This is a genomic window from Ralstonia sp. 22111, from assembly GCF_052045895.1.
GTDB lineage: Bacteria > Pseudomonadota > Gammaproteobacteria > Burkholderiales > Burkholderiaceae > Ralstonia > Ralstonia wenshanensis.
Genome location: NZ_JBQEPR010000003.1, coordinates 529,213 through 548,366, shown reverse-complemented (window position 1 = coordinate 548,366; position 19,154 = coordinate 529,213). Strand labels below are relative to the sequence as shown.

Here is a 19,154-nt window from a genome sequence, read left to right as displayed (position 1 = left end):
CCCGCTTCAAGTCGGTTTCTCGGAATTAACCTATTTGGTATACTAACCAAGTAGGTTAAGTTGGCGCGCATGGAAAAACGTACGCCACACGCCAAACTGTCGCTCGTTCGCGAACTGATCCGATCCGGCAGCGTGCGCGCGACACGCAGTGCATACGAGGGAGCGCTCGAGCTAGGTATCACGGATCTGGCGGGCATGTGCGCAGTCGTCATGACGCTGACGCCCCACTGCTTCTACAAAAGCATGACGACCCATGCCGACCACCGCGTGTGGCAAGACGTCTATCACGCCAAGGCGCGCGGGCAAGACATCTACCTGAAGCTGACCGTTGTTGATGGTGTGCTGATCGTTTCCTTCAAGGAGCTTTGACCATGAAATGCCCGAGCTGTGGTGCCGCCGAGCTGATTCATGACACACGCGATGTGCCATACGTCTACAAGGGCGAGGCCACTGTCATCCCCTCTGTGACGGGAGATTTCTGCCCGGCATGCGATGAAATTGTGCTCGAACGCGGCGAGGGCGATCGATATGGCGAACTGGTGTCCGCCTTCCAGCGCCAGGTGAATTCGGCCTACATTGACCCCGCCTACATCGCGACTGTGCGGCGCAAACTGAATCTGGACCAGCGCGAGGCCGCCGAGATTTTTGGTGGCGGCGTCAATGCGTTCTCGCGCTATGAAACCGGTAAGACGAAGCCGTCTCTGGCGCTGGTGAAACTCTTGAAGCTTCTCGACCATCACCCCGATCTGCTGGCTGAAATCAAGACGGCTTGATCGCCCCAAAAGAAAAGCCCGCCAATGTGCGGGCTTTTTTTCGAGCACCATCGGGCACGTTCAAGCAGCCGCCCGCCGCGCCGCGCGCGTTGCCCCGGCCGTCAGCACCACCACGGCCGCCAGGATGATGCCCGTGGCGCCCAGCGTTTGCGGCGCGACGACTTCATCTGCAAGCCATGCGCCCATCAGCAGGGCGATGGGCGGGTTCACATACACATAGCTTGTCGCCATGACGGTGGACACGCGCTCCACCAGCGCCATGTAGGCGGTGAATGCGATGGCCGAGCCGAATACCACGAGGTAGCCCCATGCGAGCGCGGCATGCATGCCGATGTGCTTCGGCCACACTTCGCCCGTGATCAGGCTGAGCAGTACGAGCGCCACGCCGCCAAAAGCCATCTCCAATACGAACGCCGTCATGCCCTTGGGCATGTCGATGCGCTTGGAGAGTTGCGAGCCGAACGACCATGACGCAATGGCGGTGGTCAGCGCCAGCACGCCGACTGTGCTGGCCTGGAACTCCGCCCCGCGAAACAACACCGCAATCCCGATGCTGCCCAGCGCAATGGCGCCGATCTCATAGGCACGCAGGCGGCCACCGGCCAGCAGCGTCCACAGCGTGGAGAACAGCGGCATCGACGCGATCATCACCGTGGTCGCACCCGACGAGATGGTCTGCTCGGCCACCGCCGTCATGCCCATGCCGCCCACCAGCATGAACGCGCCGATCAACGCGCAGTTGCGGACTTGTCGCACGGTCGGCCGATCTTCCGGCTGCTTGCGCTGGCGCAGGATGACCAGCGGGGCGAGCAGCAACGCTGCAGCCAGAAAGCGCGAGCCCATCATCAGAAAGGGCGGCAAATCGGTCAGCGCAAAGCGGATGGCGAGATACGTTGTGCCCCACACCACGTAGGTGATGAGCAGGCACAGGGCGATGAAGGGGGACATGAGGGGACCTCTGCGAGGAAGTCCCGATGCTACTCAACGCCGGCTCATGCGCAAAACGAGTTTTGTTATCGCTCGTTGTGAGCGGTGTTAGCAAGCAAGTGAGCTGAGGCGTATGCGAGGTTTGAGACCTCAATCGCCGTGTTCCGAACCTCGCAATCGGGGTTACGAACCCGGCGTGCCGAGTGTTGAACCCCATGCATGGCGTTCAGAACCTCAATGTCGGCGTTCGAACTACGAGATATCGAGGTTCAGAACGCCACCCGTCACGTTCCGAACGCCAACGGTGGAGTTCGGAACCTCAAGCGCGGCGTCTGGAACCTCAAGCGTGGAGTGTTGGAACCCCAAGTGTCGAGTTCAGAACGCCAAGCCTGACGTTCCGAACCTTGGTGGCCCTTCAGATGACCCGGAACCCGTGCGTGCCATCGCGCCGCAACTGCTCCACCAGACCGAACTCCCAGTCGAGGTACCCCTGCATCGCCGTGCGCGGGGCGCTCGTGCCTTCATACGGGCGACGATACCGGTCGATGCGGTTTGACGCGAGGCGGGTCTCGCCGGTTTCAACGGGCAGGCCGGCGGCCACCCATGCCGTGGTGCCTCCGTCCAGCACCCACACCTCGGCCTGCGTCAGCTTGGCAAGGTCGGCGGCGGCAAAGCGGGCGAGCTGGCTGGAGCCGCACGTCAGCACGTAGCGGCGTGCTGCGGGGATGCGCGCAAGCGCCGCAGGCAAATCCGAGCGCACGGCAAACCACGCGCCCGGAATATGCCGCGCAACGTAATTGGCGCTGCGTGTGACGTCGATGACGGCGGTGTCGCCCGCTTCCAGCCAGCCGGCCAGGGCGCGGGCGTCGACCGTGCGCGCGGCGGGAGGCTGGGGAGCGGGTGTCTGCCATGTACCGGTGACGCTGCGCTCGCTCGCGTCGACCGGGTCGACGACATAGACCTCCCAGCCCATTTGCGCGAGCCACGAGGCGGACATGTCGGCGCGCACGCCGTCGTCATCGGCCAGGACGATGCGCGCGCCGCGCACGGCGGCGGTGTGGTCGGTTTCCTGCACGAGCTGGCCGCCGGGCGCGCTCGCAAAGCCGGGCAGGTGGCCGGCGGCATATTCCTCGGGCGTGCGCACGTCGAGCTTGTAGAGCGTGCGGTCCGGCGCCTCCAATTTGGCAACGTCGGCCAGCGCTATGCGCGGCACGTTGGCGCGCTCGGCCACGGCGCGTGCATCGGCCTGCGCCTGCGCGCGTGTTTCGGCAGACACGTCCAGCGGATGACGGCGGCTGGCGCCATGGTCCAGCACTTGGTCGGCCAGCAGCCAGCCGATGGTGCCGTTGCGCAGTGCCGCCACCGGGTTGGGAATACCGGCATTCACGAGCGATTGCGTGCCGATGATGCTGCGCGTGCGACCCGCGCAATTGACGATGACCTGCGTGCTCGGGTCGGGCGCCAGCTCGCGGATGCGCAGCACCAGCTCTGCACCCGGCACGCTCGTCGCCGTGGGGATGCTCATGGTCTGAAATTCTTCATAGCGACGCGCATCGACGATGACCACGTCGCGCTTGGCGTCGAGCAGCGCTTTGACCTCCTGCGCGCTGAACGACGGCGTATGGCGGTGCGCCTCGACGTATTCACCGAAGGCCTTGCTGGGGACATTCACGTCTTGGAACACCTCGCCGCCGGCGGCGCGCCAGCCATCGAGGCCGCCTTCGAGCAGGTACACGCGCGTATAGCCGAGTTCGGCCAGCTTGGCGGCCGCTTGCGGGGCGAGGTCCACGCCATCGTGCACGCCGTACAGCACGATCAAGGTATCGCGGCGCGGAATGCGCGACCACGCTTCCAGCTCCAGCCGGGAGAGCGGCAAGTTGGCCGCCCACAGCGGATGCGCCTGGGCGTACGGGTCTTCCTCGCGGACGTCGACCAGCGCGATCTCCTTGCGGGCTAGCAGGGCGGCGCGCACGTCGGCATACGCTAGCGTCGGGACATGGGTTTCGGCCAGCGGTGCGGCGACCAGCGATTCGATGGCGTCGATAGGGCTGCTCATGGTGCGGGCGTGTCCTTGGAGCGGTCCCAGAGATTGGGCAGGTGGGTATTCGAATAACCGGAGACGAAGGGCTTGCGTTCGCCGTCTTCCGTATAGACGGAGCGGTGGATGCCGCCGATGTTGCCGCCGTACACGTGGATGCTGATCGAGGTGCGATCGTCAAAGGCGTTGTGCACGCGGTGGATGTCGCCAATGCGCGGGGAAACGCGCTCCACAGCGCCCGGCTCCAGGCGGATGGCGGGTCCGTCCGGTTGGGGTTTGCCTTGTGCGTCGAGCTTGAACGGTTGCGAGTATTCAGCGCCGCGCAGCATGCCGATCAGGCCCCACGTGGTGTGGTCGTGAATGGGTGTGCGCTGGCCCGGGCCCCAGACAAAGCTGACGATGGAAAAGCGTTCGCCCGAATCGGCGTGCAGCAGGAACTGCTGGAAGTGCTCGGGGTGCGGCTGCGCGTATTCAGCGGGTAGCCAGTCGTCTCGCGCGACAAGCGCACCGAGCAGGGTGCCGGCGCGCGAGAGGATTTCGGCTTCGGTCGGCTGCTGATCCAGCAGGCGCGACAGAGCGGTCACGAAATCACGCAGCGGCACCGTGGACTGGGGTTGTGCGGATGCCGCAGCGGACACGGCAGCGCGGGCAGGCGTGCTCATCGGCAGGTTCCTGATGTGGGGTTCTGCGCATCTTGCTGGACTTGGGCGGAGGCGTCTACTGAAACCCCTAGTGCCGTGCGGCCGACTGGGAGCCGCGCGGAGTTGTCGTGCAGAGCGTGGATTCGGCTGCACAGCACGTCGCGATCGTGTCGATGCTGATCAACGGGGCGATTGATGCATGGTCAAGGGGCAGGCCGTATTGCCACCCGCGGCGGCTTCCACCTTTGACGCGCGGGCTTCCGCTTGCGGCCTAGCGGGCGTTGCCCGAATGGGATTCCGCACTGGGGCGTGAACCGCCATGCGGGCCAGCGGTACCGGGCGCTTCCGCGACGTTCTTAGGCAGGTTGGTGGCTGGAGTTGTGGCGCCCGGGGCGTTGTTGCCGCCCTTGCCAAAGCGTGCCGCCAAGCGGTCCTGTACTTCGGTCAGCTGGGCTTGCTCTTGCGCTTTTTGTGCGCGTTCCGTCTCGGCCTGCTTGGCTGCGGCGGCTTGTTCGGCCGGCGTAGGCGGCGGCAGTTTGCCGTGGGCGGGGTGCGGTAGCGCCACCACGGTCAAGCTGATGGCCATCGCGGCGGGCCACATGGCGGAATGTCGGATGTTTTGGCGTGTTTGCGGCATGGCACTCTCCTGGTCGGGACCGCCATGGTTCAGCAAGTGCGGTGCCGCGCCAGTTCAGCGCCCCTCGGCAAGCGAGTTGTGCAACACCGTCTTGAGCAGGTTGAACACCGGGTTGTCGTTGTCTTTCCGATAGGCCATCCAGAGTTCGACCGGCTTGGCCGGCGTGGTGCGCACCGGGCGGTAGACGACGCCCTCGAAGTGCAGCATGGCCGCCGCCGCCGGGATGAGCGCCACGCCAATGCCTGCACGCACCAGCGCCAGCATCGAGTGGATCTGGCTGACGTATTCAACGATGTCGGGCAACACCTCGGCACGCTCGAACAGGCTGCTCACCATCTGGTGGAAATAGCGTGCCTCGTATGGCGAATACATGAGCAGCGGCTGGCCCTCGCAATCGCGCAGGCTGGGGCGTTGCGGCCAGCTGTCGGCTACCGCTTCCGGCAGGGCGATCACTAGCGCTTCCTGCGAGCACGGCACGGCAATCAGTTCGCCGTGCTCCACCGGCGGGCGCAGCAGGCCGACGTCGATTTCGCGCGCATCCAGCGCCGCGAGCTGCGCGCCGCTCACCATCTCCTTGAGCGTCAATCGCACGCCCGGTGAAGCCGCCCGCACGGCGCTCACCAGCGAAGGCAGCTTCCCGTAGCCGACCGACGCGGTAAAGCCGATCGCCAACTGCCCCGCAGCGCCCGTGGCCACGCGCCGCGCCGTGGCCGCTGCTTCATCGGCCAGCCGCAGGATGCGCGACGCATCGGGCAGAAAACTGCGGCCCGCCGCCGTCAGCTTGACCGAGCGGCTGTTGCGCTCCAACAGCTCGGTACCGACCTGGTGTTCGAGCAGGCGTACTTGGCGCGACAGGGGCGGCTGCGTCATGTGCAGGCGTTCGGCCGCCCGCCCGAAATGCAGTTCTTCGGCCACGGCGACAAAGCAGCGGAGTTGGCTGAGTTCAAACATCGATTCAAAACCTGTATGGATTGAGTCAGTGCTTATCTTGGATGGGAAAGATCGCCGGTGCAAGAATCGGCTCGCCCCTTCGGCTTGAAGGGCCAATAACAACCATCAGGAGACAAGCATGTCCATGAAAAGCGCGGAAGTTGGCCGTCGCAGGTTTCTTAAGAACGCGGCAGGCGCAGGCCTTGCAGCGGCCAGCGGCTTGGCCGGCGCGCAGAAGATCGAAGGCTTCAAGCCGAACGCGCGCTACCCCGACGTGGCGGTGGAAGTGCTGGACCCGAGCTTTCTGAAATACCGGCTCTACAGCAGCTCGGTAGAGCAGCTCGCCACCGGCATGCGCTGGGCCGAAGGGCCCGTTTACTTTCCCGCCGGGCGTTACCTGCTGGTGAGCGACATTCCGAACAACCGCATCATGAAATACGACGAGACGAACGGCGCGTTCAGCGTGTTCCGCGAGCCGTCGAACTACGCCAACGGCAATACGCGCGACCGGCAAGGGCGCCTCGTCACGTGCGAGCACTCGGTTACGCGGCGCATCACACGCACCGAATTCAACGGCAGCATCACCGTGCTGGCCGATCAGTACCAAGGCAAGCGGCTGAACGCGCCCAACGACATCGTCGTCAAGTCCGACGACAGCATCTGGTTCACCGACCCGACGTTCGGCATCAACGGCAACTGGGAGGGCTTCAAGGCGCAGCCCGAACAGGCCACCACCAACGTCTACCGGATCGATCCGAACGGCAGCCTCCGCGCAATCATCACCGACCTCGTCAACCCGAACGGCCTGGCGTTTTCGCCCGACGAGAAGAAGCTTTACGTGGTCGAGTGGAAGGGCACGCCGTCGCGCAGCATCTGGAGCTACGACATTGCGCCCGACGGCACGGCGTCCAACAAGACCAAGCTGATCGACGCTAACGGCGCGGGCGCGCTGGATGGCTTTCGCGTCGACAAGGATGGCAACCTCTGGTGCGGCTGGGGCTCGGACGGGCGTCTGGGCGTCAATTCCGCCGACTACGACGGCGTGAAGATTTTCAACGCGCACGGCAAGCCGATCGGGTTCATCCACCTGCCGGAACGCTGCCCCAACCTGACCTTCGGCGGGCCGAAAAACAACCGCCTGTACATGGCGAGTTCGCACTCCCTGTATGCCCTTTACGTGGAGGCGGAGGGCGCGGTGTGACGCGGCACTGACCAAACGCGGCCGTGCCGTCACGTGCGGCCGCAGCAAGGGAATTGCTCACCTAGGGAAGACCCTGTATCAATACAAGTTTTGTATTAATCGAGTCAGCAGTTGGCTTGGACTTGAATCGATGCGGGTGCAAAAATTCGCTCATCAACAACACGCATTCATCGCGAGCGAGACATGTCCCGATACAGCCCCAAAGAATTCGCCCAACAGATCGGCTCCGGCCTGCTGTCCTTCCCGGTCACGCACTTCAAGGCGTCGGACCTGTCGTTCGACGAGGCAGCGTATCGCGCCAACCTGAACTGGCTGTTCAGCCACGATGCCGCTGGCCTGTTTGCCGCGGGTGGCACGGGTGAATTCTTCTCGCTCACCGCGGCTGAAACCGACCGCGTGGTGCGCGCTGCCGTGGCGGAAACCGGCGGCAAGATTCCGGTGATCGCCCCGGCGGGCCGCGGCACGGCCGAATCGATCGAATACTGCAAGGCCGCTGAAGCGGCCGGCGCCGACGGCATCCTGCTGCTGCCGCCGTACCTGACCGAAGCCTCCGCCGATGGCGTGGCCGCGCACGTGGAGCAGGTTTGCAACTCGACGAAGCTGGGCGTGATCGTCTACAACCGCGCTAACCAGATCCTGGACGAAAACCACCTCGAACGCCTGGCCGACCGCTGCCCGAACCTGGTTGGTTTCAAGGACGGCGTGGGCGACCTGGAACTGATGACTCGCATCTACGCCCGCCTGGGCGACCGCTTTACCTACGTTGGTGGCCTGCCGACCGCCGAGACCTTTGCTCTGCCGTACCTGACGATGGGTGTGTCGACATATTCGTCGGCCATCTTCAACTTCGTGCCGGAGTTCGCGCTAGAGTTCTACGCCGCCGTGCGAGCGTTCGACAATGCCAAGGTCTACAAGATGCTCAACGAATTCGTGCTGCCGTACATCCAGCTGCGCAATCGCAAGCGCGGCTATGCGGTGTCGATCGTCAAGGCCGGTATGAAGGTCATTGGCCGTGACGCAGGTCCGGTCCGTGCCCCTTTGACCGACCTGACCGATGCCGAGACGGCAGAACTGTCTGCGTTGGTGTCGCGCATTGCCGAAGTGGAAAAGCTGGCGGCCTGAGCGCAACCGAAAACACAAGGAATCGAAATGCAATTGAGCGGCGAACTGTTGTTGGGTGCCACCCGCGTAGCGGGTGGTGCCGGCAAGGTTCGCGCCATGAACCCCGCCACCGGGGAATGGCTCGAACCTGAATTCACCCTGGCCTCCAAGGCCGATGCCGCGCGTGCTGCTGAACTGGCCGCCGCGGCTTTTGACGTTTACCGCGAGACCGCGCCGGAAACCCGCGCCGCCTTCCTGGAAGCCATCGCCAGCCAGATCGAAGCGCTGGGCGATGCGCTGATCGAACGCGCGATGGCCGAATCGGCACTGCCGCGTCCGCGCCTGGAAGGCGAGCGTGGCCGCACGTGCAACCAACTGCGCCTGTTCGCAAGCGTGGTGCGTGCCGGCGATGCGGTGGGCGCGCGCCTTGATTCGGCCCTGCCGGAGCGCAAGCCGCTGCCGCGCTCGGACCTGCGCATGCGCCGCATTGCGCTGGGCCCGGTGGCGGTGTTTGGTGCGAGCAACTTCCCGCTGGCGTTCTCCGTGGCGGGTGGTGATACCGCGTCGGCGCTGGCTGCGGGTTGCCCGGTGGTCGTGAAGGCGCATCCGGCGCACCCGGGTACGTCCGAACTGGTGGGTCGCGCCATTCAGGCTGCGGTTGCCCAGTGCGGGCTGCCGGAGGGCGTGTTCTCGCTCATCCTGGCGGATAACGATGCGGCTGGCGCACTGGTGGCAGATCCGCGTATCCAGGCAGTTGGCTTTACGGGCTCGCGCGCCGGCGGCCAGGCGCTGTTGCGCATTGCGCAGGCCCGTCCGCAGCCGATTCCGGTGTACGGCGAACTGAGCGCCATCAACCCAGTCTTCCTGCTGCCCGATGCCTTGGCCAAGCGCGCCGCTGCGCTGGGCCAGCAATACGTGGCGTCGCTCACGATGGGCGCGGGCCAGTTCTGTACGAACCCGGGCCTGCTGCTCGCCATCGATGGGCCGGAACTCGATGCCTTTGAAGCTGCCGCCGCTGCCGCCATGGGCGACGTGGCTGCGCAGCCGATGCTCACGGCCGGCATCCACACCGCTTACACGCGCGGTGTCGACAAGCTGGCCGCCGAGGCCAACGTGCGGTGCGTCGCACGCGGGCAAGAAAGCGACCAACCCAACCGCGGGCAAGCCGGCTTCTACATCACCGATGCGAAGAGCTTCCAGGCGCAGCCGGCGCTGCACGACGAGATCTTCGGCGCGACCGGCCTGGTCGTGCGTTGCCGCGACGCAGAGGAGCTGCGCACGCTGGCCGAATCGCTCGAAGGCCAGTTGACCGCCACGCTGCATCTGGACGCCGGCGACACAGCTATCGCGCGTTCGCTACTGCCGATTCTGGAACGCAAGGCGGGCCGCATTCTGGCCAACGGCTGGCCGACCGGCGTCGAGGTGTGCCACGCGATGGTGCACGGCGGCCCCTGGCCAGCAACCACGGATGCACGCACGACTTCGGTTGGCACGGCGGCCATCGAGCGTTTCCTGCGCCCGGTGTGCTACCAGGACCTGCCGGCCGAACTGCTGCCCGAGGCCCTGCAGGACGCCAATCCGCTCAAGCTGCGCCGCTTGGTGGATGGAAGCTGGGCCTGAAGCCGTAACAGTCGAATAGCAAAAACAACACGCCGGGCCGAACAGGACCCGGCAACTTGAACCGACCGGCACGACGGGTGCCGGCTTAAGGAGGAGACGATGGACATCAAAGCCCCTGCAGTGGGAGCACAGGCCGTTCCGCGCGCTGAGCGCATGAGCCGCGTGCGTTTCGTGATCCTCGCGATGCTGTTCATCGTGACGACCATCAACTACGCCGATCGGGCGACCATCTCCATTGCCGGCTCGGCCATGCAGAAGGAACTCGGCATCGATGCCGTGTCGCTTGGCTATATTTTCTCGGCGTTCGGGTGGGCCTACGTGATTGCCCAGATTCCGGGCGGCTGGCTGCTTGACCGCTTCGGTTCCAAGCGCGTGTACACGTTCAGCATTCTGCTGTGGTCGCTGTTCACACTGGCGCAGGGCGCGATCGGCTTCTTTACCGGTGCCACCGCCATCATCATGGTGTTCTGCCTGCGCTTCCTGGTAGGGGCGGCAGAGGCGCCGTCCTTCCCGGCGAATAGCCGTATCGTGGCAGCCTGGTTTCCGGCCAATGAGCGCGGCACCGCAGCGGCCATCTTCAACTCTGCGCAATATGCCGCCACGGTGGTGTTTGCCCCGCTGATGGCCTGGCTGGTGCACGCGTTCGGCTGGCATCACGTGTTTATCGTGATGGGCGTGATCGGCATCGTCATGGCGGTCGTGTGGAAGGCATTCGTGCACGAACCGAAGGACCACCCGGGCGTGAACCGCGCCGAAATCGAGTACATCGAAGCCGGGGGCGGCCTGGTCAACATGGACCGCGCGGGCGTGGCCAAGGCCGAGGGGCCGAAGCTCGGCTACGTGAAGCAGCTCCTGCAGAACCGCATGCTGATGGGTGTGTACATCGCGCAGTACTGCATCAATGCGCTCACGTACTTCTTCATCACGTGGTTTCCGGTGTATCTGGTGCAGGCGCGCGGGATGTCGATCCTGAAGGCGGGCATCGTCGCGTCGATTCCCGCGGTGTGCGGTTTCCTGGGCGGCATTCTGGGCGGGATCATTTCTGACGCGCTGCTTCGCCGTGGTGCTTCACTGTCGGTGGCGCGCAAGGTGCCCATCGTGCTGGGCATGCTGCTCTCCATGACCATGGTGATCTGCAACTACGTCGACGCGCAGGCCATCGTGGTGGCGGTGATGGCGCTGTCGTTCTTCGGCAAGGGCCTCGGGGCGCTGGGCTGGGCCGTGAACTCGGATACGGCGCCCAAGCAGATCGCCGGCTTGTCGGGCGCGCTGATGAACACGTTCGGCAACCTGTCGAGCATCACCACGCCCATCGCCATCGGTTACATCGTCAACACCACGGGTTCGTTCAACGGTGCGCTGGTGTACGTCGGTATCCACGCGGCGGTTGCCATCGTCTGCTACCTGTTCATGGTGGGCGAGATCAAGCGTGTGGAACTCAAGCCGCTGTAAGTCAGAGGAGCCTTGCAAGTGACGTTGCAATCGATCGAGTCCGGCGCACGCACGCACACGCCGCGTGTGACGGAGATGCAGGTGATCCCGGTCGCAGGCCGCGACAGCATGCTGCTGAACCTGTGCGGCGCGCATGCTCCGTTCTTTACGCGCAATCTCGTCATCCTGAAGGACAACGCCGGGCGTACCGGCGTGGGCGAGGTGCCTGGCGGGGAGGGCATCCGTCGGGCGCTGGAGCGCGTGATTCCGCTGGTGGTTGGTCAATCGATCGGTCGTACCAACGGTGTGCTGAACAGCATTCGCCGGGCGCTGGCCGGTGGCGGCAATGCCGCGCATCAGGCGACGGTGCACCAGGTGACCTCCGCTTCGGAAGCCGCCGTGCTGCGCCAGCCGCACGAGATCAACCTGCGCATGGACAACGTCATCACGGCGGTGGAAGCCGCGCTGCTCGACCTGCTTGGCCAGTTTCTGGAGGTGCCGGTGGCAGAGCTGCTGGGCGCCGGTCAGCAGCGCGATAGCGCGCCGATGCTCGCCTACCTGTTCTACGTTGGCGACCGTCGCAAGACCGATCTGCCGTACCTGGATGGCGCCAGCGGCGTCGACGACTGGCTGCGCCTGCGTCACGAAGCCGCCATGACGCCCGCCGCCATCGCCCGCCTGGCCGAAGCCGCCACCGAGCGCTACGGCTTTGCCGATTTCAAGCTCAAGGGCGGCGTGATGCGCGGCGCTGAAGAGATGGAAGCGATTGCCGCCATCAAGGCGCGCTTTCCGCAAGCCCGTGTCACGCTGGACCCGAATGGCGCATGGTCGCTGAACGAGGCGATTGCCCTGTGCAAGGGCCAAGGGCATCTGCTGGCCTATGCCGAAGATCCGTGCGGCCCCGAAGCCGGCTACTCGGGCCGTGAGGTGATGGCCGAATTCAAGCGCGCCACCGGCATCCCGACGGCCACCAACATGATTGCTACCGATTGGCGCCAGATGGGCCACGCCGTCCAGCTGCACGCGGTCGATATTCCGCTGGCCGATCCGCATTTCTGGACCATGCAGGGCTCCGTGCGCGTTGCGCAGTTGTGCGACGAGTGGGGCCTGACGTGGGGCTCGCACTCCAACAACCATTTCGACGTGTCCCTGGCGATGTTCACGCATGTGGCTGCAGCGGCGCCGGGCAACATCACGGCCATCGATACGCACTGGATCTGGCAGGAAGCCGAGGAGCGCCTGACGCGCGAGCCGCTGCGCATCCAGGGTGGCCACGTGGCCGTGCCGGAGCGTCCGGGCCTCGGTATCGAAATCGACATGGACCGCGTCATGGCGGCCCATGCGCTGTACAAGACTTTGGGCCCCGGCGCGCGTGACGACGCCATGGCCATGCAATACCTCGTGCCGGGCTGGACGTACGATCCGAAACGTCCGAGCCTGGGGCGTTGAAGCAAAACCCGTTTGTATCAATCACGGAGTCTGTGATGTCTGAACCGACGCTGGCCCCCGAGGCCGGCAACGCAACTGAAAAGGCGCTGACGATCCGCGTGCACGACAGCGACAATGTCGCCATCGTCGTCAACGCACGCGGCTTGCCTGCCGGCACGGCACTGGCCGATGGCACTGTGCTCGTGGAAGGCGTTCCACAGGGCCACAAGGTGGCGCTGGTCGACCTGGCCGAAGGCGACGCGATCATCCGCTACAACGAGGTGATCGGCTATGCCGTGAAGCCGCTGCCGCGCGGTAGCTGGGTCAACGAGCACGCTGTGAAGCTGCCGTCCGCTCCCGCGCTGGATGAGCTGCCACTGGCCACGCGCCCCGATCCAAAACTCGCCAAACTCGAGGGCTACACGTTCGAGGGCTATCGCAACGCAGACGGCACGGTCGGCACGAAAAACGTGCTCGGCATCATGACGAGCGTGCAGTGCGTGGCCGGTGTGACGGACTACGTCGTTGGCCGCATCAAGCGCGAGCTGCTGCCGCGCTTCCCGAACGTTGACGACGTGGTGGCGCTTAACCACGTGTACGGCTGCGGCGTCGCCATCAACGCGCCGGCCGCCATCGTGCCGATTCGCACGCTGCAGAACCTGGCGCTCAACCCGAACTTTGGCGGCGAGATCATGGTGATCGGCCTGGGCTGCGAAAAGCTCGTGCCCGAACGCCTTGTGCCGGAAAGGCTCGCACCGGGCGGCCGCATTCCCATCGAAGTTGCCGGCACGGCGGATTCGCCCGTGCTGCGCCTGCAGGACGAAGCCTTCGACGGCTTCATCGGCATGACCGACGCCATCATGGAGATGGCCGAGCGCCGCCTGGAACACCTGAACAAGCGCCAGCGCGAAACCTGCCCGGCATCCGACCTCGTGGTCGGGGTGCAGTGCGGGGGCAGCGATGCGTTCTCGGGCGTGACGGCCAACCCCGCCGTCGGCTTTGCGGCCGACCTGATCGTACGTGCAGGCGGCACCGTGATGTTCTCGGAAGTCACCGAAGTGCGTGACGCCATTCACCTGCTCACGCCGCGCGCCATCGATGAAGACGTCGGCCGTGCGCTGCTGCGCGAGATGGCCTGGTACGACAACTACCTGAGCGGCGGTCAGACCGACCGCAGCGCCAACCCGTCGCCGGGCAACAAGAAGGGCGGCCTGTCGAACGTGGTGGAAAAGGCGCTCGGTTCGATCGTCAAGTCAGGCAGCACGCCCATCGTCGACGTGCTTGGTCCGGGCGAGAAGGTGCGTCGCAAGGGCCTGATCTTTGCGGCCACTCCCGCGAGTGACTTCGTGTGCGGCACGTTGCAGCTGGCCTCCGGCATGAACCTCCAGGTGTTCACCACCGGCCGCGGCACGCCGTATGGACTGGCCATGGCGCCGGTCATCAAGGTATCGACGCGCAAGGCGCTGTCCGAGCGCTGGCATGACCTGATCGATCTCGACGCCGGCCGCATCGCCACGGGCGAGGCGACCATTGCCGACATCGGCTGGGAGCTGTTCCACCTGATTCTTGACGTGGCGAGCGGCCGCAAGCAAGTTTGCGCCGACAAGCTGGGCCTGCATAATGCGCTGGCTCTGTTCAATCCCGCCCCGGTGACCTGATATGACCACTGAAGTACACGTTCAACCCGACCCGCTCGCGGGGGTGACCACGCGTTGCCACCGCCTGCTGCTCACTGGCGCAGGCGGCAACCTCGGCAAGGTGCTGCGCGAGCGCCTGCCCAAGTACGCCGATTTTTTGCGCTTGTCTGATATATCAAATCTCGGCGAAGCGCGCACCGGCGAGGAGCTCGCACCGTGCGACCTGGCTGATGCAAAGGCCGTCGATGCGCTTGTTGCCGGCACGGATGCGATCGTGCATCTTGGCGGCGTGTCGGTCGAGCGGCCGTTTGAAGAGATTTTGCCGGCCAATATTGCGGGCACTTACAACCTGTACGAAGCCGCACGTCGCCATGGCGTGCGCCGCATCGTGTTCGCCAGCTCGAACCACACCATCGGTTTCTACAAGCAGGGCGAGGTGATCGACAGCACCGCGCCCACCAAGCCCGATGGCTACTATGGGCTGAGCAAGGTATTTGGCGAGCAACTGGCCAGCTTCTATTTCGATCGCTACGGCATCGAAACGGTAGCCATCCGCATCGGCTCTTCGTTTGCCGAAGCGAAGGACCGCCGCATGCTCGTCACCTGGCTCGGCTATGACGATCTGGAGCAACTCATCCGCCGCGCGTTGTTCGTGCCGAGCGTGGGCTTTACCGTGGTCTACGGCATGTCGAACAACCGCGACCGCTGGTGGGACAACCGCCACGCCGCGCATCTTGGCTACACACCTACGGAGACGAGCGAGATCTTCCGCGCCCAGGTCGAAGCACAACCGCCGCTGCCCGCCGATGACCCGGCTGCGCAGTACCAGGGCGGAGCGTTTGTCAAAGCCGGCCCGTTCGGAGACTGACGCAATGCACGTGAATGTAGAGCCGACAGTCGAGCGCGTTGGCAGCATGCAATGCGGTGTGGGCGAAAGCCCCATATGGCACGCCGGCGAGCAGGCGCTGTACTGGACGGATATTCCGGGCCGCAGGCTGTGGCGCTGGAACTTCTTCTCCGGCCAGACCAACAGCTGGGCGCTGCCCGAGATGGCCGGCTGTATTGCCATGACGTCCAACGGTTGGGCGATGGCCATGGAGACGGGCATTTTCCTCGCGCTACAGCCCCGCGCCGGCGCCGAGCTTGGCCCGCTGCAGCGTCTCGCCACGGTAGCGCACTCGCGCCCCGACATGCGCTTCAACGACGGCCGCTGCGACCGCCAGGGCCGTCTGTGGGCCGGCACGATGGTGTTCGACACCTCGCTGGGTTTGCCGCTCGGCAAGCTGTATCGCTTTGACGCGGAGGCCGCTCGCGCAGGGCGTGTCGATGCCGTCATTGACGATCTGATCGTGCCGAACGGCCTGGCCTTCAGTCCCGATGGCAAGACGATGTACCTGTCGGATTCGCACGCAAGCCGGCAGACCATCTGGGCCTTCGACTACGACATCGACAGCGGCACGCCGCACAACCGCCGCGTCTTCATCGACATGAATGCGTACCCGGGCCGCCCCGACGGCGCCGCGGTTGATGCCGACGGTTGCTACTGGATCTGCGGCAACGATGCGGGGTTTGTGCATCGTTTCACGCCGGACGGTCGTCTCGATCGCAGCATCGCCATTCCCACGTCCAAACCTGCCATGTGCGCGTTCGGCGGGCCTGGGCTGGATACCCTGTTCGTGACGTCGATCCTGATCGGCGACGACCCGCTCTCGGGCGCCACGTTTGCAGTGCGCCCGGGCGTGACCGGATTGCCCGAACCCGTCTTGCACCTCTGAACCTGCAATACGCCCCGCACATAAGAACAAACCGGGGCTCTTAGGAGACAACACATGAAACCCATCAAAGGCTTGCGCTGGTGGATCATCGTCCTGGTACTCAGCGGACTGATCATGAACTACCTGGCCCGCAATGCGCTGGCCGTGGCGGCGCCCGAAGTGAACAAGGTGCTGAACATCAGCACGCAGCAGTACGGCTATATCGTCGCGGCATTCCAGGCGGCCTACATGGTGATGCAGCCGGTGGCGGGCTACGTGCTTGACGTGCTGGGCACCAAGCTGGGTTTTGCGCTGTTTGCAGCGGCGTGGTCGGTGGTCTGCCTGCTGCACAGTACGGCGGGAAGCTGGCTGTCGCTGGCCGCGTTCCGGGCGATGCTGGGGATGACGGAAGCGGCGGGTTTCCCGTCGGCGCTGCGGGCAACGGCAGAGTGGTTCCCGGCCAAGGAGCGGTCGATTGCAACCGGCTGGTTCAACATCGGCTCGTCCGTGGGCGCGGTTGTGGCGCCTCCGCTGGTGGTCTGGTGCATTTTGCACGGCAACTGGCGTTTTGCCTTTGCCGTGATCGGTGGGATCGGGCTGGTGTGGAGCGTGCTGTGGTTCCTGTTGTATCGCGTGCCCGCCAAGCACCATCGCCTGTCGGATGAAGAGCGTGACTACATCCGCGCAGGCCAGGAAACGCCGGATGACACCGCCAACGTGCCCAAGCCCTCATGGGGCAAGATCGTCAGCGGGCGACGGTTCTGGGGTATCGCCATTCCGCGCTTTCTGTCAGAGCCGGCGTGGCAGACGTTCAATTATTGGATTCCGCTTTATATGGCCACCGAGCGCCATATGAACCTGAAGGAAATTGCCCTGTTTGCGTGGCTGCCATTCCTGGCGGCGGACGTGGGCTGCGTGCTGGGCGGCTATCTGGCGCCATGGTTCCAGAAGCGGTTCTCGGTATCGCTTGTGACGTCGCGCAAGCTGGTGATGGTGACGGGCTGTCTGTGCATGATTGGCCCGGCTTGCATTGGTCTGGCGACGAGCCCCTACACGGCGATTGCGCTGTTCTGCGTGGGCGGCTTTGCGCACCAGACGCTCTCTGGCGCGCTCTACACGCTCACGTCCGACATGTTCGGCAAGCATGAAGTCGGCACGGCCGTGGGGCTGGCGGGCATGTCGGGCTACATGGGCGGCATGCTCTTCTCGCTGGCGGTCGGCACGCTGGCAACGACCATCGGCTACAACCCGCTGTTCGTGGCGCTGGCCGTGTTCGACATCGTGGCGGCCATCCTCGTGTGGACCATGCTCAACGACAACCAGGCGCGTCCGGTGCCGGTGCAGCCGAGCAGCACGGCAACCAGCACGGCTGCCTGAACCGCAACTGCAAAGGCCGTCGGTCAGGCGGCCCGCTGAGCAATCGTCGGGTTGAGCTTGGCCGGGCTGAGTGGGTCGAAGTCGACCCATTCGCCGTTGCGCCAGCGGCCCGCGGCTTCTTCGACATCCATCCCGCCGGTGCTGGACAGAATGCGCGCGGCTTCAGCTTCCCGGTCGGATGTCACGCGCACTGCCAGCAGCACGCCGGAATGCCGTGTGCGCAATGTGGCGTCGGGTGGCTGCGCAGGATTGGACTCGTCGCGTGTTGCGAACATCGCACCCGCCAGCGAGCCGATATAGGCGCCCACCCCGGCCGCCACCACCGAGAAAAGCACGGCCACGTGCAGCGCAAGCAGCACCACCACCCCGGCGACGGCGCCAATGGCGGCGCCAATCGCCATTCCCTTGCCCGCGCCTGCATGGGCACGCGCAGCACCCGGGTCGGCGTTGCGGTCGCCGCCAATGGGAAACGCCGCGTGCTGGCCGGATGGGTTGACGAAGAAGACGTTCACATCGTCCTCGGAAAAGCGCTGGGCGAACAGCGCACGCGCGGCGCCTTCGGCGCGTTCAAACGTGTCGAAACGGGCAGCGACGATGAGCGACATGGGGCCTCCTGAGAAACGCATTTCCCATAGCGCAAGCAAGTCGGGGGCCTGCCGCCAAAGTGGATCCAAGGTTACCTAGATCAGGTAATTGGCCGGGCAACCACTCGTCGCCATACTTGCCCACCAAGGCCCGAATCGAGGCCAATTTCCAGCCACGCGATAACGAAAACGTGGCTGCCCAGAAATCGGGGGCAGTCGGCCGATACCGCCCGGCAGTCCGGCGGTCTTTTGGTATCCCAACGGGAGGGTGTGTCATGTTCAACGGCTTTTCTGCGGTGCCGGGCGCGGTCGTGCCCTATGCGTACGACTGGCTGCTGGTGGGGCTGTCGTATCTGATCTCGGTGGCGGGGGCGTATGTGGGCTTGCGATGGTCCAGACGCGTGCGCAACAAGAACGGCGCCATCGACATGGACAGGCTCGTGTGCGCCAGCGTGGCGCTTGGCGGCGGTGCCGTCTGGTCGATGCATTTCATCGGCATGGCGGCCTACCGGACACCGGTCCGGATCGAGTTCGATCTCTTCATGACCCTGGCGTCGCTCGTGGAGGTGATGGTGTTTGCCGCTGGCGGCCTCGTCATTGCATCGCGCACCACGGGTAACCGCATGCGAAACGTCGCCGAGGGTGGCGTGCTGACCGGCCTGGGCGTGGCGGTGATGCACTACACCGGCATGGCCGCTGTGCACACCAACAGCAATTTCGACTGGGACATCTCCATCATGGGTGTCTCGGCCTTGATTGCAGTGCTGGTGTCGATGGTCGCGCTGTGGCTGGCAACAACCGTCAAGACACGCGGTCAGCAGTTGGGCGCGGCGCTCATCATGGGCGTGGCCGTCTGCGGCATGCATTACACGGGCATGACGGCCGGCACGATGATCTGCACGGGGCAGAGCTACTCGCCGTCGCTGTTCGCCATTGAAGGCAGCAATATCGGCTACGCGGTGTTTGCGCTGGCCGGCACCATCCTGATGATCATCCTGCTGATCGAAGCCTCGCGCAGCGCAAGCAGCGCACGCGCCACTGCATCGGGCACGCTGCGCTGAAACGTGTTGCCAGA

The 19,154-nt window shown here is 64.9% G+C and carries 18 protein-coding genes; 12 read left to right on the top strand and 6 right to left on the bottom strand.

The window, feature by feature from the left end; translation table 11 throughout:
- Positions 1 to 69: 69 nt before the first annotated feature.
- Both ACTJK4_RS11385 and ACTJK4_RS11380 read left to right on the top strand, forming a co-directional pair.
- On the top strand, positions 70 to 369 hold the full coding sequence (locus ACTJK4_RS11385; RefSeq protein ID WP_232039373.1) for a type II toxin-antitoxin system MqsR family toxin: 300 nt from the start codon (positions 70 to 72) through the stop codon (positions 367 to 369).
- 2 nt (positions 370 to 371) lie between these two features.
- Entirely contained in the window at positions 372 to 773 is a 402-nt protein-coding gene (locus tag ACTJK4_RS11380; RefSeq protein WP_232039374.1) for a type II toxin-antitoxin system MqsA family antitoxin, read from the top strand.
- Positions 774 to 833: 60 nt separating this feature from the next.
- Here the strand turns inward: ACTJK4_RS11380 and ACTJK4_RS11375 are convergent, their stop codons facing one another.
- The 5 genes from ACTJK4_RS11375 to ACTJK4_RS11355 all read right to left on the bottom strand — a co-directional run bounded on the left by ACTJK4_RS11375 (position 834) and on the right by ACTJK4_RS11355 (position 5,967).
- Entirely contained in the window at positions 834 to 1,721 is an 888-nt protein-coding gene (locus ACTJK4_RS11375; protein ID WP_322018285.1) for an EamA family transporter, read from the bottom strand.
- A gap of 394 nt (positions 1,722 to 2,115) precedes the next feature.
- Positions 2,116 to 3,756 (bottom strand): rhodanese-related sulfurtransferase, encoded by a 1,641-nt coding sequence (locus ACTJK4_RS11370; RefSeq protein WP_316871106.1) that lies wholly within the window; start codon positions 3,754 to 3,756, stop codon positions 2,116 to 2,118.
- The gene (locus ACTJK4_RS11365) at positions 3,753 to 4,400 is read right to left on the bottom strand and encodes a cysteine dioxygenase (RefSeq protein WP_316871105.1); all 648 of its coding nucleotides are present in this window, start codon (positions 4,398 to 4,400) and stop codon (positions 3,753 to 3,755) included. Before ACTJK4_RS11365 ends, ACTJK4_RS11370 begins: the two co-directional genes overlap by 4 nt.
- 250 nt (positions 4,401 to 4,650) lie before the next feature.
- Positions 4,651 to 5,016 carry a hypothetical protein gene (locus ACTJK4_RS11360; RefSeq protein WP_232039378.1) on the bottom strand — a complete coding sequence of 122 codons (366 nt, stop codon included), beginning with the start codon at positions 5,014 to 5,016 and terminating at the stop codon, positions 4,651 to 4,653.
- Between the two features lie 54 nt (positions 5,017 to 5,070).
- Complete coding sequence (locus ACTJK4_RS11355) at positions 5,071 to 5,967, bottom strand: LysR substrate-binding domain-containing protein (RefSeq protein ID WP_440817959.1); 897 nt, start codon at positions 5,965 to 5,967, stop codon at positions 5,071 to 5,073.
- Between the two features lie 118 nt (positions 5,968 to 6,085).
- Between ACTJK4_RS11355 and ACTJK4_RS11350 the strand changes: the two genes are divergently transcribed.
- The 9 genes from ACTJK4_RS11350 to ACTJK4_RS11310 all read left to right on the top strand — a co-directional run bounded on the left by ACTJK4_RS11350 (position 6,086) and on the right by ACTJK4_RS11310 (position 17,495).
- Complete coding sequence (locus ACTJK4_RS11350; RefSeq protein ID WP_440817958.1) at positions 6,086 to 7,147, top strand: SMP-30/gluconolactonase/LRE family protein; 1,062 nt, start codon at positions 6,086 to 6,088, stop codon at positions 7,145 to 7,147.
- 183 nt (positions 7,148 to 7,330) lie between these two features.
- Positions 7,331 to 8,269, top strand: coding sequence for a 5-dehydro-4-deoxyglucarate dehydratase (gene kdgD, locus ACTJK4_RS11345; RefSeq protein ID WP_232039381.1), 939 nt, complete (start codon positions 7,331 to 7,333; stop codon positions 8,267 to 8,269).
- Positions 8,270 to 8,296: 27 nt separating this feature from the next.
- The gene (locus ACTJK4_RS11340) at positions 8,297 to 9,868 is read left to right on the top strand and encodes an aldehyde dehydrogenase (NADP(+)) (protein ID WP_232039382.1); all 1,572 of its coding nucleotides are present in this window, start codon (positions 8,297 to 8,299) and stop codon (positions 9,866 to 9,868) included.
- A gap of 99 nt (positions 9,869 to 9,967) precedes the next feature.
- Positions 9,968 to 11,320 carry an MFS transporter gene (locus ACTJK4_RS11335; protein WP_313903718.1) on the top strand — a complete coding sequence of 451 codons (1,353 nt, stop codon included), beginning with the start codon at positions 9,968 to 9,970 and terminating at the stop codon, positions 11,318 to 11,320.
- A gap of 18 nt (positions 11,321 to 11,338) precedes the next feature.
- Positions 11,339 to 12,748 (top strand): enolase C-terminal domain-like protein, encoded by a 1,410-nt coding sequence (locus tag ACTJK4_RS11330; RefSeq protein WP_440817957.1) that lies wholly within the window; start codon positions 11,339 to 11,341, stop codon positions 12,746 to 12,748.
- Between the two features lie 35 nt (positions 12,749 to 12,783).
- On the top strand, positions 12,784 to 14,385 hold the full coding sequence (gene garD / locus ACTJK4_RS11325; protein ID WP_440817956.1) for a galactarate dehydratase: 1,602 nt from the start codon (positions 12,784 to 12,786) through the stop codon (positions 14,383 to 14,385).
- 1 nt (position 14,386) lies between these two features.
- Positions 14,387 to 15,232, top strand: coding sequence for an NAD-dependent epimerase/dehydratase family protein (locus tag ACTJK4_RS11320; protein ID WP_232039385.1), 846 nt, complete (start codon positions 14,387 to 14,389; stop codon positions 15,230 to 15,232).
- Between the two features lie 4 nt (positions 15,233 to 15,236).
- Positions 15,237 to 16,139, top strand: coding sequence for an SMP-30/gluconolactonase/LRE family protein (locus tag ACTJK4_RS11315; RefSeq protein WP_260804284.1), 903 nt, complete (start codon positions 15,237 to 15,239; stop codon positions 16,137 to 16,139).
- Positions 16,140 to 16,193: 54 nt separating this feature from the next.
- Positions 16,194 to 17,495, top strand: a complete 1,302-nt coding sequence (locus ACTJK4_RS11310) for an MFS transporter (protein ID WP_440817955.1) — start codon at positions 16,194 to 16,196, stop codon at positions 17,493 to 17,495.
- Between the two features lie 23 nt (positions 17,496 to 17,518).
- Here the strand turns inward: ACTJK4_RS11310 and ACTJK4_RS11305 are convergent, their stop codons facing one another.
- Positions 17,519 to 18,100 (bottom strand): hypothetical protein, encoded by a 582-nt coding sequence (locus tag ACTJK4_RS11305; protein WP_440817954.1) that lies wholly within the window; start codon positions 18,098 to 18,100, stop codon positions 17,519 to 17,521.
- A gap of 254 nt (positions 18,101 to 18,354) precedes the next feature.
- Here ACTJK4_RS11305 and ACTJK4_RS11300 point away from each other — a divergent pair, with 254 nt between their 5' ends.
- Positions 18,355 to 19,140, top strand: a complete 786-nt coding sequence (locus tag ACTJK4_RS11300; RefSeq protein ID WP_440817953.1) for an MHYT domain-containing protein — start codon at positions 18,355 to 18,357, stop codon at positions 19,138 to 19,140.
- Positions 19,141 to 19,154: the final 14 nt, after the last annotated feature.

Bases quoted from the DNA above. Each gene is read 5' to 3' on its own strand.
- ACTJK4_RS11385 (WP_232039373.1), top strand. From the start codon at position 70: ATGGAAAAACGTACGCCACACGCCAAACTGTCGCTCGTTCGCGAACTG.
- ACTJK4_RS11380 (WP_232039374.1), top strand. From the start codon at position 372: ATGAAATGCCCGAGCTGTGGTGCCGCCGAGCTGATTCATGACACACGC.
- ACTJK4_RS11375 (WP_322018285.1), bottom strand. From the start codon at position 1,721: ATGTCCCCCTTCATCGCCCTGTGCCTGCTCATCACCTACGTGGTGTGG.
- ACTJK4_RS11370 (WP_316871106.1), bottom strand. From the start codon at position 3,756: ATGAGCAGCCCTATCGACGCCATCGAATCGCTGGTCGCCGCACCGCTG.
- ACTJK4_RS11365 (WP_316871105.1), bottom strand. From the start codon at position 4,400: ATGAGCACGCCTGCCCGCGCTGCCGTGTCCGCTGCGGCATCCGCACAA.
- ACTJK4_RS11360 (WP_232039378.1), bottom strand. From the start codon at position 5,016: ATGCCGCAAACACGCCAAAACATCCGACATTCCGCCATGTGGCCCGCC.
- ACTJK4_RS11355 (WP_440817959.1), bottom strand. From the start codon at position 5,967: ATGTTTGAACTCAGCCAACTCCGCTGCTTTGTCGCCGTGGCCGAAGAA.
- ACTJK4_RS11350 (WP_440817958.1), top strand. From the start codon at position 6,086: ATGTCCATGAAAAGCGCGGAAGTTGGCCGTCGCAGGTTTCTTAAGAAC.
- kdgD (WP_232039381.1), top strand. From the start codon at position 7,331: ATGTCCCGATACAGCCCCAAAGAATTCGCCCAACAGATCGGCTCCGGC.
- ACTJK4_RS11340 (WP_232039382.1), top strand. From the start codon at position 8,297: ATGCAATTGAGCGGCGAACTGTTGTTGGGTGCCACCCGCGTAGCGGGT.
- ACTJK4_RS11335 (WP_313903718.1), top strand. From the start codon at position 9,968: ATGGACATCAAAGCCCCTGCAGTGGGAGCACAGGCCGTTCCGCGCGCT.
- garD (WP_440817956.1), top strand. From the start codon at position 12,784: ATGTCTGAACCGACGCTGGCCCCCGAGGCCGGCAACGCAACTGAAAAG.
- ACTJK4_RS11320 (WP_232039385.1), top strand. From the start codon at position 14,387: ATGACCACTGAAGTACACGTTCAACCCGACCCGCTCGCGGGGGTGACC.
- ACTJK4_RS11315 (WP_260804284.1), top strand. From the start codon at position 15,237: ATGCACGTGAATGTAGAGCCGACAGTCGAGCGCGTTGGCAGCATGCAA.
- ACTJK4_RS11310 (WP_440817955.1), top strand. From the start codon at position 16,194: ATGAAACCCATCAAAGGCTTGCGCTGGTGGATCATCGTCCTGGTACTC.
- ACTJK4_RS11305 (WP_440817954.1), bottom strand. From the start codon at position 18,100: ATGTCGCTCATCGTCGCTGCCCGTTTCGACACGTTTGAACGCGCCGAA.
- ACTJK4_RS11300 (WP_440817953.1), top strand. From the start codon at position 18,355: ATGTTCAACGGCTTTTCTGCGGTGCCGGGCGCGGTCGTGCCCTATGCG.